Source organism: Cupriavidus sp. USMAHM13, from assembly GCF_001854285.1.
Taxonomy (GTDB): domain Bacteria; phylum Pseudomonadota; class Gammaproteobacteria; order Burkholderiales; family Burkholderiaceae; genus Cupriavidus; species Cupriavidus malaysiensis.
This window is the reverse complement of sequence record NZ_CP017751.1, coordinates 483,072-497,135: the sequence shown is the minus strand read 5'-3', so window position 1 is coordinate 497,135 and position 14,064 is coordinate 483,072. Positions and strand designations below refer to the sequence as shown.

General features: G+C 73.4%; 11 protein-coding genes. 5 read left to right on the top strand and 6 right to left on the bottom strand.

The window, feature by feature from the left end:
• Positions 1-179 precede the first annotated feature (179 nt).
• From BKK81_RS02215 to BKK81_RS02195, 5 genes are all read right to left on the bottom strand, one after another.
• Positions 180-842: a 3-oxoacid CoA-transferase subunit B gene (locus BKK81_RS02215; protein ID WP_071010570.1), complete on the bottom strand. Its 663-nt coding sequence runs from the start codon at positions 840-842 to the stop codon at positions 180-182.
• A gap of 5 nt (positions 843-847) precedes the next feature.
• Complete coding sequence (locus BKK81_RS02210) at positions 848-1,591, bottom strand: 3-oxoacid CoA-transferase subunit A (protein ID WP_071010569.1); 744 nt, start codon at positions 1,589-1,591, stop codon at positions 848-850.
• A 347-nt stretch (positions 1,592-1,938) separates the two neighbouring features.
• Positions 1,939-2,853 (bottom strand): LysR substrate-binding domain-containing protein, encoded by a 915-nt coding sequence (locus BKK81_RS02205; protein ID WP_071010568.1) that lies wholly within the window; start codon positions 2,851-2,853, stop codon positions 1,939-1,941.
• A gap of 111 nt (positions 2,854-2,964) precedes the next feature.
• Positions 2,965-3,855 (bottom strand): MBL fold metallo-hydrolase, encoded by an 891-nt coding sequence (locus BKK81_RS02200; protein WP_071010567.1) that lies wholly within the window; start codon positions 3,853-3,855, stop codon positions 2,965-2,967.
• Between the two features lie 234 nt (positions 3,856-4,089).
• Positions 4,090-5,091 carry a LysR family transcriptional regulator gene (locus tag BKK81_RS02195; RefSeq protein WP_083383880.1) on the bottom strand — a complete coding sequence of 334 codons (1,002 nt, stop codon included), beginning with the start codon at positions 5,089-5,091 and terminating at the stop codon, positions 4,090-4,092.
• Between the two features lie 131 nt (positions 5,092-5,222).
• Between BKK81_RS02195 and BKK81_RS02190 the strand changes: the two genes are divergently transcribed.
• The 5 genes from BKK81_RS02190 (at position 5,223) to BKK81_RS02170 (ending at position 11,121) form a co-directional block, all read left to right on the top strand.
• Positions 5,223-6,677 (top strand): MFS transporter, encoded by a 1,455-nt coding sequence (locus tag BKK81_RS02190; protein ID WP_071010566.1) that lies wholly within the window; start codon positions 5,223-5,225, stop codon positions 6,675-6,677.
• Between the two features lie 397 nt (positions 6,678-7,074).
• Entirely contained in the window at positions 7,075-8,064 is a 990-nt protein-coding gene (locus tag BKK81_RS02185; RefSeq protein WP_071010565.1) for a hypothetical protein, read from the top strand.
• 278 nt (positions 8,065-8,342) lie between these two features.
• Positions 8,343-8,708, top strand: a complete 366-nt coding sequence (locus tag BKK81_RS02180; RefSeq protein WP_071010564.1) for a glyoxalase superfamily protein — start codon at positions 8,343-8,345, stop codon at positions 8,706-8,708.
• A gap of 50 nt (positions 8,709-8,758) precedes the next feature.
• The gene (locus BKK81_RS02175) at positions 8,759-9,847 is read left to right on the top strand and encodes an NAD(P)H-dependent flavin oxidoreductase (RefSeq protein WP_071010563.1); all 1,089 of its coding nucleotides are present in this window, start codon (positions 8,759-8,761) and stop codon (positions 9,845-9,847) included.
• Positions 9,848-10,083: 236 nt separating this feature from the next.
• The gene (locus tag BKK81_RS02170) at positions 10,084-11,121 is read left to right on the top strand and encodes a helix-turn-helix transcriptional regulator (RefSeq protein ID WP_083383879.1); all 1,038 of its coding nucleotides are present in this window, start codon (positions 10,084-10,086) and stop codon (positions 11,119-11,121) included.
• A gap of 73 nt (positions 11,122-11,194) precedes the next feature.
• On the opposite strand, the gene BKK81_RS02165 is transcribed toward BKK81_RS02170, so the two are convergent.
• On the bottom strand, positions 11,195-14,041 hold the full coding sequence (locus BKK81_RS02165; protein ID WP_231907962.1) for a LuxR C-terminal-related transcriptional regulator: 2,847 nt from the start codon (positions 14,039-14,041) through the stop codon (positions 11,195-11,197).
• Positions 14,042-14,064: the final 23 nt, after the last annotated feature.

The following is a 14,064-nucleotide window of genomic DNA, read 5'->3' as shown; positions in this document are numbered from 1 at the left end:
TCTCCTGTCTGTCTTGTCTGTCTTGTAGCCGCTGCTGCGGCCTGTTTTGCGGCCTGTCTTGCGGCCTGTCTTGCGGCCTGTCTTGCGGCCTGATTTTCGGCCCGTCTTGTGTACTCTCCCGAACGCCGGCGCGGCAGCGGCTGCCACGCCGGCGTCCGGGCATTCATGCGTCCGGGCGTTCAGGCGTACTCGGGCGATGCCAGGCGCGTGAAGTCGAGCGCCACGTCGGTGACCGACTGCAGGGCCTGCGGCGACATGTCGCCGACGAGTTCCAGCACCGCCACGCCGTGCGGACCGATGGCGAAGGTGCCCAGTTCGGTGTAGACGCGGCTCACGCAGGCGAGGCCGGTCAGCGGATAGCTGCACTGGCGGCGCAGCTTGCTGGCGCCGTCCTTGCTCAGGTGGTCCATCATCACGAACACCTGCTTTGCGCCGATGGCCAGGTCCATGGCGCCGCCCACCGCCGGAATGGCATCGGGCGCGCCGGTATGCCAGTTGGCGAGGTCGCCGCGCTCCGAGACCTGGAAGGCGCCGAGCACGCAGATGTCGAGGTGGCCGCCGCGCATCATGCCGAAGGAGTCGGCATGGTGGAAAAAGGCCGCGCCGCGCTCCAGGCGGATGGCTTCCTTGCCGGCGTTGATCAGGTCCCAGTCTTCCTGCCCGGGCTCGGCCGCCGACCATTGGCCGAGCACGCCGTTCTCGCTGTGCAGGATCACCTCGCGATGCTTGGGCAGGTGGTTGGCCACCAGGGTGGGCAGGCCGATGCCGAGGTTCACGTAGGCCCCGTTGGGGATATCGCGCGCCACGCGCGCGGCCAGCAGGTTTCTTGCCACTTGGTCCATGCGCCTCACCTCCCCCAAGTATTGATGGCCACGCCGGCTGGCACGACGGCCGGCACGCGCACGGCCGGCTCCGCGGCCGGCGGCGCGCCGTCGCGCAGCACCACGCGCTTGACGAAGATGCCGGGCGTGACGACGGTCTCGGGATCCAGTTCGCCCAGCTCGCACACGCGCCGGACCGCGGCGATGGTGGTGGTGGCGGCCATGGCCATCACCGGCGCGAAGTTGCGCGCGGTCTTGCGGTAGACCAGGTTGCCCCAGCGGTCCGCCGCCTCGGCGTTGATCAGGGCGACGTCGACGGCGATGGGAAATTCGAGCACGTAGTCGCGCGTGCCGATGCGGCGCGCTTCCTTGCCTTCGGCCAGCAGCGTGCCGTGGCCGGTCGGCGTGTAGAAGCCGCCGATGCCGCAGCCGGCCGCGCGCAGGCGCTCGGCCAGCGTGCCTTGCGGGATCACCTCCAGCTCGATCTCGCCGGCGCGGTACAGGCCCTCGAACACATGGGCATCGCGCTGGCGCGGGAAGGAGCACATCAGCTTGCGCACGCGGCGCGCCGCCAGCAGCGCGGCGAGGCCCGTGTCGCCATTGCCGGCGTTGTTGCTGACCACGGTGAGATCCCGCGCGCCCTGCTCGATCAGGGCATCGATCAGTTCGTCCGGCATGCCGGCGCCGCCGAACCCGCCGATGGCGACGGTGGCACCGTCGGCCACGTCGGCCACGGCCGCGCGCGCCGTTTCGTAAAGCTTGTCGATCATGTCTCGCGTCGTTGTTCTGTGGATGCGAGAAGGTTGCCACCGCGCCGCGCGACTCACAATTTCGCGATCGACAAGCACCCTTAGCGCCGCGTTAAGGCCAGGCTGCCGGCAGGCCGTGACAGGACACGCGGGCGCGTGACGATACGCGGCGCAGCGCGCGCCAGGATGCCTTGGCGGTTCGGATGGCAACAGAAGTGGAGAAGGTGACGACCATGGAAGCGCCGGCCCCGTTGGCCGGCACGCGACGCCGCGCGGGCGCGCGGCGAAGGACGGTGTCAGCGCGGCGCCACCCCGTCACGCAACGCCGCTACGGTTCGACACCGCTACACCGCTACACCGTTGCTCCGCTACGCCGCGCCGCCACCCGGCGCGTAGCGCCCGATCAGGCGGTTGGCGAACTCGCGCGCGAAGCTGGACAGGCCTTCGAGATCGCGCGCGCAGAGCTGGAAGGTGCGCACGGCCCAGTCGTCGAGCAGGTCGCAGCTGCCGAGCGGCTGCTCGCCGCGCAGGCGCGCGAAGGCGGCCTTGGGCATGATGGCGATGCCGGCGCCGGCGGCCACCATGCGGCAGGTGGCGTCGTAGCTGGCCACGTGGACGCGGATGGTCATCGGCTTGTGCAGCGCGCCCGCCGCGCGCGTCAGGAACATCTGGTAGGCGGTGGCTTCGAGCAGGGCCACGAAGGCGTACTCGAGCGACTGCTCGAACCACACCGCCGGCCGGGCCAGCAGCGGATGACCGAGCGGCGCCACCAGGATCAGCGCGCTCTTGACGAAGGGCACCGCCTGCAGGCCGGCCGTGGGCACGTTGCCGGAGATGATGCCGAGGTCGGCGCCGCCCTCGCGCACCACGCGCACGATGTCGTCGCTGAGGCGCTCGCGCACGTCGATGCGCACGTCGGGGTGGGTGGCGAGGTAGTCGCCGATCACCGGCGGCAGGTATTCGGTGATGGCCGTGGTGTTGCCCACCAGCTTGAGCTGCCCGCTCAGGCCCGCGGTGTAGGGCTGCAGGTTGCCGGTCAGGCGCTCCAGCTCGGCCAGCACCACGCGCGCGTGCTGCAGGTAGACCTCGCCGGCCGCGGTCAGCGCCACGCCCTGCGGCGAGCGCTCCAGCAGGCGCACGCCCAGCGTGTCTTCCAGGTTCTTGATGCGGTTGCTGACCGCCGGCACCGACAGGAAGGAGCGCTCGGCGCCGCGCGTCAGGCTGCGCGACTCCGCCACGTTGACGAAGAGGCGGAAGTCGGTGATATCGAAGGGAACAGCCATGCTGCAGGTCTCGCGGCTCGATCGTATTGCCCGGATGATAACCGCGCGACCCGCCGCGGCAACATGCGGGAAGACGCGGAAAGCTGCGGCAATACGCGGGGCCGCGCCGCGCTACCAGCCGGCCGGCTCGAAGCGGAAGCCCTGCCCTTCGCGGCGCACGTAGCCGCAGTACGGCTCGCCGAAGTGCACCGGCAGCACCAGCGCGCCGCTGTCGGCGGCCTGGTGCAGGAAGCCCAGGCGCGTGCTGCGCGCCAGGTCCGGGCGGATGCAGTAGCCGGAGTTCACGTCCGGGCGCACGATCTGCAGCGGGCTGTGCAGGATGTCGCCGCAGAACACGGCCTCCTCGCCGCGCGAGCGCACGCGGAAGGCGACCTGGCCCGGGCTGTGGCCGGCGGCGTCCTCCACCTGCAGGCAGTCGGCGATCTCCTGCCCGGGCACGATCATCTCGGCCAGGCCCTCGTTGACCACCGGCATCACGCTGTCGAAGAAGGACTCGCCGAACACGTCGACCACGCCGGGCTCCTTGTTGCGGCCCTGCTCGCAGAAGACGAAGTCGTCCTTGGGGATGTAGTAGCGCGCATTGGGGAAGGTGGGCACCCAGCGGTTGTCCTGCCAGGTGGTGTTCCAGCCCACGTGGTCGGCGTGCAGGTGCGTCATGACGACGTGGGTGACCCGCTCCGGCGGCGCGCCGGCCGCGGTCATCCATTCGCGCACCAGGGTGTTCAGCATGTTCATGCGCGCGATGCCGGGCCGCGGCTTGAAGTTGCCCACCCCGGTATCGACCACGATGATGTGGTTGCCCGCGTGCACCACCCAGAACTGGATCGTCACGATGAGCTTGTTCATGTGCGGGATCCAGTGGTGCGGCGCCATCAGGCCGGCATTGGCGTCCAGCACCGAGCGGTCGATGTCGGGAAACAGGAAGGCGGGATCGTGGGTGGGGCCGGCGTATTCGAGGATGCGGGTGACCTTGAGGTCGCCGATGGTGCGGGACTGCATCATGGGGCAGTGTCTCCTGGCTTGTTCTGTGCGGGCATCCGCGGCGGGCAGCGGCCATGGAAACGGCCATCGAAGCGGTGGCGGTGGCCGTCGCGGCGCCATGCCCGCGCGCGGATGCAGGCCACAAGCATCGGCGATTTCCCCCCGGCGGCCAATTTCGCTTTGCGAAAGCCGGGTTTCAGGATGCTTTAGCAGGCACGCCGCGGGCCGCGCAGGCGGCGCGGCATCAGGCTCACGCTAGCCGCGCGCCCTGCCTTTGCCGCCCTTGCCGCCCTTGCCGCCCTTGCCACCGCCCGTCCCATCCTTCCCGCCCGTCGCCTCCTTCTCGCGTGGCGCCAGCTCGCCCACCTGCCCGGTGCACACCTCGCGCACGCAGCCGCGCAGCCACTGGTGCACCGGGTCGGCGTGCAGGCGCGGATGCCACAGCATGGAAACGGTCAGCTCGGGCGTGGCCACCGGCAGCGCGAAGCTGTGCAGGCCGGCGCGCAGGTTGCCGGTATGGCGCTCGGGCACGCTGGCGATGAGATCGGTGGCGCGCGCCAGCGCGAGCGCGGTGGCGAAGCCGCCGACGATGGTGGCGACGTGGCGCGCCAGGCCCATGGCCTGCAGCGCGTCGTCGATGGCGCCCTTGTCGCGCCCGCGCCGCGAGACGCTGATGTGCTGGCCGGCGGCGTAGCGCGCGGCGGTGACCTTGCCGCGGCTGAGCGGATGCCCCTGGCGCACCACGCCGATGAAGCGGTCGCGGAACAGGGCCTGCACGCGCAGCTCGGGGCCGCTTTCCTCGCTGACCACGCCGGTCTCCAGGTCGACCGTGCCGTCGCGCAGCGGCGCGCTGTCCTTGTCGGGCTTCTGTACGAAACGCAGCCGCACGCCGGGGGCCTGCTGCGCGATGCGCGCGAGCAGGCCCGGGCCGAAGTTCTCGACGAAGCCTTCGCTGGTGCGCAGCGTGAAGGTGCGCTCGACCTGCGCCAGGCGCGGCCGCGCGGCGGGGCGCAGCACCGCTTCGACCTCCTGCACCAGCTGCCCGGCCTGCTCGCGCAGCGCCAGCGCGCGCGGCGTGGGCACCAGGCCGCGCCCGGCGCGCACCAGCAGCGGATCGCCGGTGGTGGCGCGCAGGCGCGCCAGCGCGCGGCTCATGGCCGAGGCGCTGAGGCCCAGGCGTTGCGCGGCGCGCGCCACGCTGCCTTCGTCCAGCAGCACGTGCAGGGTGAGGAGGAGATTGAAGTCGGGCGTGCTCATGGCGCCATCTTGGCGCCGCCATGAGATGGCGTCAAATGCAGGAATACCTTGCGATCCATGCGCCTTCCGCCTGCGCTCGCCGAGGCCTAGGCTGTTGCCCCATGGCCTGCCCCCGCAGGCGTGGAGACCTGATGACCACTTTCCGATCGATCGACGCCGGCAGCGAGCCACCGGCATCCGGACGCAACCGGGACCGCGCTTCGCCGCGGCTGGCGCTGGCCGGGCTGTCCTTGTCCATGCTGCTGTCCTCGCTCGGCACCAGCAGCGCCAACGTGGCCCTGCCGGCGCTGGCGCAGGCCTTCGCCGCGCCGTTCCAGGCCGTGCAGTGGGTGGTGCTGGCCTACCTGCTGGCGGTGACCGCGCTGGTGGTCAGCATGGGCCGGCTGGGCGACCTGGCCGGACGCCGGCGCCTGCTGCTGGCCGGCCTGCTCCTCTTCGCCGCGGCCTCGGGGCTGGGCGGCGCCGCGCCGGCGCTGGGGTGGCTGGTGGCGGCGCGCGCGCTGCAGGGGCTGGGCGCGGCCATCCTGATGGCGCTGACGCTGGCGCTGGTGGGCGAGGCCGTGCCGCAGGAACGCGCCGGCAGCGCCATGGGCCTGCTCGGCACCATGTCGGCGGTGGGCACGGCGCTGGGGCCTTCGCTGGGCGGCCTGCTGATCGCCGGCGGCGGCTGGCGCGCCCTGTTCCTGGCCAACGTGCCGCTGGGGCTGCTGGCGTGGTGGCTGGCACGGCGCGGCCTGCCGCCCGATCCCGACCGCAGGCAAGGCGGCGCCGGCCAGCTCGATCCGCTCGGCACGCTGCTGCTGGCGCTGGCGCTGGCGCTGGCCGCCTATGCGCTCGCCATGACCACCGGCCACGGCCGCTTCGGCCCGCGCAATGGCGCACTGCTGGCGGCGGCGCTGGCCATCGGCGCGCTCTTCGTGCGGGTCCAGGCGCGCGCGGCGGCGCCGCTGCTGCGCCTGGGCATGCTGCGCGAGCCCGTGCTGCGCGCGGGGCTGCTGGCCAGCGCGCTGGTGGCCACGGTGATGATGGCGACGCTGGTGGTGGGTCCCTTCTACCTGGCGCGCGGCCTGGGCCTGGATGCGGCGCGGGTGGGGCTGGCGCTGTCCGCCGGTCCGCTGGTGTCGGCGCTGGGCGGCCTGCCCGCGGGACGCCTGGTCGACCGCTACGGCGCCGCGCGTGCGGTCGCGGCCGGGCTGGCGGCGATGGTAATCGGCACGGCGCTGCTGGCACTGCTGCCGGCCACGCTGGGCGTGGCCGCCTACCTGGCCGCGATCGTGGTGGTGACAGTGGGCTACGCGCTGTTCCAGGCGGCCAACAATACCGCGGTGATGCGCGGCATCGGCGCGGACCGGCGCGGTGTCGTCTCCGGCCTGCTGAACCTGGCGCGCAACCTCGGGCTGGTCACCGGCGCCGCGGTGATGGGCGCGGTGTTCGCCCATGCCGCCGGCGGCGGCGATATCACTGCCGCGCCACCCGCCGCGGTGGCGGCAGGCATGCGGGCGACCTTCGCGGTGGCGGCCGGGCTGGTGGGCCTGGCGCTGGTGGTGGCACTGGCGGCGCGGGCCCGCGGCGAGGCGCGCGGCTGAAGCGATGGCCGCGCAGCCCCGCGCGGCTCTCGCCCCCCCTGTCCGGGCCACGACCGCTCGCCAGCACGACGCCATCGTCGCCCGTCCGCTGCGTGCGCGCAGACGGCGCCCCATCGCCATGTTACGTAACGCGTAACACGTATCCGTCTAAGCGCTAGCCCATACCCGGTGCCCGCCATGCCTTGCCTGGCGCCTGCCGGCGGCGGAGCGCGGGCAGGCGCGGCCGCCGGCCGGGGCAATGGCACGCATATTGCCGTTCTCCTTTCCCTTGGAACGTCCGCCGCGGCGAGCCGACTCACCGATACTACGGATCAGGACAAAGGGAAGCATCATGAACAGGAACGACAAGCCGGGCCGCAAGGGACCCAGAGGACCCAGAGGACCCAAGGGGCTCTGGATGGCCGCCGCCACGGCGGCGGCCTTGCTGGCCGGCTGCGCCGGCAGCGCTGTGCAGAACGACGGCGCGCCCGCCGCCCGGCCGGCGGCGGGCGGCACGGCCAACACCGCCAGGGCCGACGAGGCGGCGCTGGCCACCTCGGCGGCGGCACGCGCCGAACGGGGGCGCACGCTGGAGCAGATCCAGGCGCTGCAGCGCGAGCGGCGCTACTACGCCTCGCTGGCGCATATCGCGGCCTACCAGCAGCGCTTCGGCGCCGACGCCGACCTGCTGGCGCTGCGCGCCGCCGCGCTGCGCGAGACCGGGCAGGAAGCCGAGGCGGCGCAGGCCTACCGCGACCTGAACCGCCAGGGGAAGGCGGTGGACAGCCACTACGGCCTGGGCATGATCGCCACGCGCCAGGGCGACTTCGCACTGGCGGCCGGCGAGCTGCGCCAGGCGCTGGCGCTGGAGCCGCTGAACCCGCAGATCGCCAGCGCGCTGGGCTATGCGCTGATGCGCGCGGGCGCGCTGCAGGAGGCCAAGGCGCCGGTGATGCAGGCGCTGGAGCTGGACGGCGCCAGCCCGGTGGCGGTGAGCCGCGCGGCGATCTGGCTGACGGCCAGCGGCCGCCGCCACGATGCGCAGTCGCTGGTGCGCGTGGCCAAGCTGCCGGCGGCGGCGCGGCGCGAGGTCGACAAGGAATCGGCGCTGGTGGCGCAGGCGGTCAGGAAGCAGGCCCTGCGCGCGGCGCAGGAGGCTCGTTCGGCCAACTCGGCCAACTCGGCCAACTCGGCCAACTCGGTGCCGCCGGCCCAGCCGGCACCGGCTGCGCCGGCCGCCGCCACGGCACAGTCGCAAACGCTGGCCCAGGCCCAGCCCCTGGCGCGCAGGCCGATCAAGATCGTGCTGACGCCGACCGCGCGCCTGGCCGTGGCCGGCCAGGCGATCCCCGCCGTGCCGGCGGCGGGCGCCACCACCACCGTGGCGGCCAGCTCGGGCGGCAACTGACGACGGGCGGGCACGGCGCCGGCCGGGAGCGGCTGGTAGCGGCTGGCAGCGGCAGGCGCACCTGCCGCTGCCGCCGGCACAGCCTGTGCCGGAGCGGGAATGCGGAGACGGCCGCAAGCGGCGGCCACGCGGCACGGCTAGAATGTGGCGATTGCCTCGCCTGGCGCGCCGACGGCACGCCCCGGGCAAACCCCGCCCGCAGGCGGCAAGGATGCGGCAGCCACTGCCTCGCTCCCCGCTGGCCGGCACCCACGCTCTCCTCTCCCAGGACCCGCGCCATGCACCTGTCGTCCGCCATCCCCATCCTGCGCATCTTCTCGGTCGAGCACGCCAAGGCCTTCTACCTCGACTTCCTCGGCTTCACGCTCGACTGGGAGCACCGCTTCGAGGCCAGCTTCCCGCTGTACGCGCAGATCCGCCGCGACGGCCTGACGCTGCACCTGAGCGAGCATCACGGCGACAGCACGCCGGGCTCGACGGTGTTCGTGCCGGTGCAGGACATCGACGCGCTGCATGCGGAACTGGCCGCCAAGGACTATCCCTACGCCCGTCCCGGCATCGACACGCTGGACTGGGGACGCCAGCTGCAGGTGGCCGACCCCTTCGGCAACCGGCTGCGCTTCTGCGAGCTGAACCCGGATTGAAGCAGGGCCGCCACCGCCCGCTCCCTCGACGCCACCCCCAGCGAGTCGCCATGTCCTTCCTGCCCTCCCGTCTCCCCATCATTCAGGCCCCGATGGTGGGCTCCCTGAGCCCGCTCGCCATCGCCGTGTGCGAGGCCGGCGGCCTCGGCTCCCTGGCCTGCGCGGCACTGTCGCCGGCGCAGCTGCGCGAGCAGATCGCGGCGATCCGCGCGGCCACGCCGGCGCCCTTCAACGTCAATTTCTTCAGCCACACCGCGCCGCCGCCCGACGACGCCGCCCAGGCGCGCTGGCGCGAGCAGCTGGCGCCCTACTACGGCGAGATCGGCGTCGAGCTGTCGGCGGCCGGCAGCGGCCCTGGCCGGGCGCCCTTCGACGAGGCCATGTGCGCGGTCGTGGAAGAGACCCGGCCGCCCGTGGTCAGCTTTCATTTCGGCCTGCCGGAAGCCGGCCTGCTGCAACGGGTACGGGCCACCGGGGCCATGATCCTGTCGTCCGCCACCACGGTGGAAGAGGCGCGCTGGCTGGAAGCGCGCGGGGTCGACGCCATCATCGCGCAGGGCAACGAGGCGGGCGGCCACCGCGGCATGTTCCTGACCGGGGATATCCATGCGCAGCCGGGCCTGTTCGCGCTGCTGCCGCAGATCGTCGACGCGGTACGCGTGCCGGTGATCGCCGCCGGCGCCATCGCCGACGGGCGCGGCGTGGCCGCTGCCTTCGCGCTGGGCGCGAGCGCCGCCCAGATCGGCACCGCCTACCTGCTGACGCCGCAGGCCGGGCGCTCGGCGCTGCATCGCGCCGCAGTGCGCGCGGGACGCGACGACACCACGCGCCTGACCAATCTCTACACCGGCCGGCCCGCGCGCGGCCTGCTGACGCGCTTCATGCGCGAGCAGGGCCCGATGAGCGAGGTGGCGCCCGCCTTTCCGCTCGCCACCGGCGCCGTCGACCCGCTGCGCGCGGCCTTCGAGAAAGCGGGCCGCGACGACTTCTCGGTGCTGTGGTCGGGCGAGGCGGCCGCGCTGGCGCGCGAGACGGATGCGGGCGACCTGACGCGCGAGATCTGGGAAGCGGCGCGCCGCTGCGCCGGGGGCGTGGACGCGGCACTGGCGCGCCAGCTGGACACGGCCCGCGCCGGCTGAGCGGCTGAGCGGCTGAGCGGCTGCAGCACCGGCGGGACACAGCCGGCCCGGCACCCGCCCGGCGCGCCAGCGGCGCCGGCATGCAGCGCAGTATCATCGTTGCCGGCAGCGTCCCGCGCTCTTGCGGCACCCTTTGGCGGGCACCTTGCCGGACCGCTTACCGCCGTCCTTGAGCGCCGTCCTTGATCGCCGTCCCTGAGCGCCGTCCCTGAGCGCCGCCCCACATCGCCCCCGCCATGGCAGACGACACACCGCCTCCGCCCAGCCAGACGGGCGCCGGACCGGCGCCACCGCTGGCCATCGTGCATGGGCACTTCGACGTGAGCGTCGCGCCGGCGGCCGGCCAGCTGCTGGCCTGGCGCGAGCGGCTGGGCATGATCATCGACGTGCTGCCTTCGCGCGCGACCATCGCCCTGCCGTTCCACGGCGTGATGGACCGCTACGAGGTCGGCGACCTGCTGTTCACCGACTCCGAGACCGACCAGGTCACGCAGGAACGCACCATCGCCCGCATCTCGCGCGACAACCTGCGCCGCATCGCCTTCCACATGGTGCTCAGCGGCGCCAACGGCTGCGTGGTGGGGCGGCCGGCCAACCGTGCCGGTTCAGCGCAGGAAGTCGGCATCCTGGCGATCGACCTCGACCAGCCCATCTTCGCGCAGCGCGACGCCTGCCGCCACGCCACCTTGTTCGTGCCGGGCACACGCCTGCAGCACCTGTTCCCCGACCCCGGCGCGCTGCACGGGCGAGTGCTCGGCCCGCACCAGCCCACCGTGCGCCTGATCCTCGCGCGCGCGCAGCGCCTGGCCGACGGCATCCGCCACCTGCCCGCCGAGGCCGCCTGCCGCGAGCTGCTCGCCCTGGTGGAGCTGATCGCGGCCGCCTACGCCGAGGCCGCCGGGCTGCGCGGCGGCAAGCGTGCCATCGCCCGCGCCATGGCCTTCGACCACGCCCGCCGCTTCGTGCACGCCCACCTGACCGACAGCGAGCTGACCCCCGAGTCCGTGCTGCAGGCGCTCGGCCTGTCACGCCCCAGCCTGTACCGCCTGTTCCAGCACGAAGGCGGCCTGGGCGCCTACATCCGCCACCTGCGCCTGCGCGCGGCGGCCGACGACCTGGTGCGCTACCCCGGCCTGACGGTGCAGGAGGTGGCCTATGCCGTGGGCTTCCAGAGCGCGTCGGATTTCACGCGCGCGTTCCGGCGGGCTTATGGCATGGCGCCGCTGGAGATGCGGCACTACGGCGGCGCGCGGGACGGCGAGCAGGCGGAGTAAGCGGTGCGGCCCCATGCGGGGGCGGCGGGGGCGGCAGGGCCGATGCAGGTGAAGGCCGTGTGGCGGCCCCCCCCTAGCGGCCTGATGGCCCTGACGGCCCTGACGGGCCCGGCGGACGCACACGCAGGATGGCTTGCGCGCGGTTCTTGACGCCGAGCTTGAGGTAGAGGTTCTTCAGGTGGAACTTGACGGTGTTCTCGGACAGGTAGAGCTGCTGCGACATTTCCCGGTTCGATGCGCCGCTGCACAGCAGGCGCAGGATCTCGCGCTCGCGCTGCGAGAGTTCGCCGTTGCCGGCGCCACCGGCGGGGAGCGGGTCGGCCAGGCCAGCGGCCAATCCCGCAGCCGGGAATGCTGCCGGCAGTGCCGCCGCCACGGCGGCGGGCTCGGGCGGCGGCGCCAGCAGGCTGGCGACTTCGGCGCCTTCGTCGAGCAGGGCGCGCAGGCAGCCGCCGGCGCGCGCCGTCTCGCGGGCCTGCAGCAGCAGGCGGCCGGCCTGGCGCGGCTGGCCCTGATAGTGCAGCAGCTGCGCCTGCAGCACGGACAGCTTGAGGCTCAGCAACGGCCGCGCCGGCGCCATGGCCTGGGCCGCCTCCAGCAGTCCGGCGGCCTGGCTGAGATGGCGCTGGTACAGCGCCAGGCGGATGCGTCCGAGCACCGGCCCGCTCAACAGCTCCGTGACCGATAGCCAGCTGCCGTCGGGCGGCGCCTCCTGGCCGGGCACCTGGCGCAGCAGCTTGTCCACCAGCGCGGCATCGCCCGCGGCGGCCGCCATGCGCAGCCGCTCCCAGGCCACCATCTCGCGCACCACGCTCCAGCGGCTTTCGAAACCGATCCGTTCCAGCGTGTCGAGCGTGTCGCTGGCGCGCGCGGGGCGTCCGCGCAGCTGGTGCAGGCGCGCGATCGCCACCATCGAGAGGGCGACGAACTCCGGCACCGCGGCGCGCGTGATGTCCTGTTCGAACTGGGCGGCCAGGGCCTCCGCGGCATCGAGCTGGTCGGCCTCGTAGCTGGCCCAGATGCGTACCGCCCCCAGCGCGGCGGCGGCCATGCCGCGTTCCAGGCGCGGCCGCAGGCCCGGCGGATAGGGCGGCGCGCCGGTGGCCTCCAGGGGCCGGGCGCGGATGACCTGCAGCAGGCAGCGCAAGGCGAGCGTGTAGCCCTGGCTGAAGGCGGCCTGGGCGCGTTCGTTGTGGCTGTCGGCCAGCACCAGCAGCCGGCGGATGTCCTCTTCCTGCCATTGGGCCATCGCGCGGAAGGCCAGCAGGTTGGCCGCGGCGCCACGCTCGAAGGCGACGAAGCGATCCGGCGCCGGCTCCTGCACCGCGGGCACGTCGGCCAGCCGGGCGGCCCCGCGCAGGTCGCCGCCGAACATGGCGGCCATGGCCAGCACGACGACCGGACTGTGCCCGGCCGCGCCGGCGCCCGCTCCCCCGTCCCCGCTGTCTCCGCTATCCCCGCTGTCTCCTGCCTTCCCGTCGCGCCCATCTTCCGCGCCGCTGCGCGCCAGGTGGGCCAGCAGCGGGTGCGGGCCGGCGGCGCGGCGCAGGAACACCAGCGCCCAGGCGATCTTGATGGCCAGCCCCTCGCGCTGGACGATCTCGTGCGGCGGCAGGCGGTCGAACCAGTCCACCACCGTGACCAGCTCGGCGCTGGTGATCAGGCGCGGTGCCCACCCGTCGAGGATCTCCATGGCGAGCGCGAATTCGCGTGCCTCCACCGCATGGAACATCGCCTCTTCCGGCGTGCCGTGCCGCGCATGCCAGTGGGCCGCGCGACGGTGCACGGCGCTGGCCTGGTCCGGATCCTCGCGCGTCAGCCGCTCGGCGAGGAAGCTGGCGAACAGGCTGTGGTAGCGGTACCAGCCGGGGCTGCCCTGCAGGGCCTCCAGGAACAGGCCGGACTGCTCCAGCTGGCGCAGCCTGGCGGTGCCGTCCGCGCCGCCGGCCACCTCGTCGCACAGCGGACCGCTCAGGCGCCGCAGCAGCGCTGTCTTCTGCAGGAAATCCTGCATCTCCGGCGGCTGCATCGACAGCACGTTCTCCGACAGGTATCCGGCCAGCGCCAGCGGCTCGCGCTCGCGCAGGGCGTGCAGTTCGTCGAGGGCGCGCGCCATGCCGGGCCGCGCCATCGACAGCCGGAACAGTTGCAGGCCGGCGGGCCAGCCTTCGGTGCGGCGATGGATCGCGGCGGCGGTCTCGGCGTCGATGCCGTCCGCGTCCGCGTCGGCCTGCGCGCGGCCCCCCTCCGCCCCCAGGAAGGCCGCGGACTCGGCGGCGGAAAAGCGCAGGTCCTCGGTGCGCAGCACCATGGCCTGCTCGGCGACCAGCAACGAGCTGAGGCCGATGTCGGGCAGGCTGCGCGAACCGATGAAGACGCGGCAGCGCGGCGGCAGCGCGCGCAGCAGGTCGCGCAGGAAACGCAGGATCACCGGGTTGTGCAGGCATTGCACATCGTCCAGGCACAAGGCTGCCGGCGTGGCGATGCGGGCGAGCTGCCCCAGCGTCCAGTCCAGCATCTTGTCGGCCGCCACGCGCGCCGCCACGCCGGCCACGGCGGCGCCGGCCTGCTCGGCCAGGCGGGCGACCAGCGCGGCGAAATGGACTTCGAAGCGATGCGGGTCGTCGTCGTCCTCGTCCAGCGTGAGCCAGCCGGTGGCCCAGCGGCGGGCGCGGCACGTGTCCATGGCCTGCTGCAGGAAGGTGGACTTGCCCCCGCCCAGCGAGGCCTGCACGATCACCACGCGCGGCGCGCCCAGCGCCAGCACGCGCTCCAGCAAGGCATGGCGCACGATGGCGCCGGGCCGTGCCGGTGGCGCGAACAGCTTGTGTTCGCGGATCTCCACGCCCGAGCCGGACGCACGGCGGCGCGGCGCGCCGGTACGGCTGCCGCGTTGCGGAGGGGCGGGAAGGTCGGCCACGGTCAGTGCGGGAGGGGATGGCG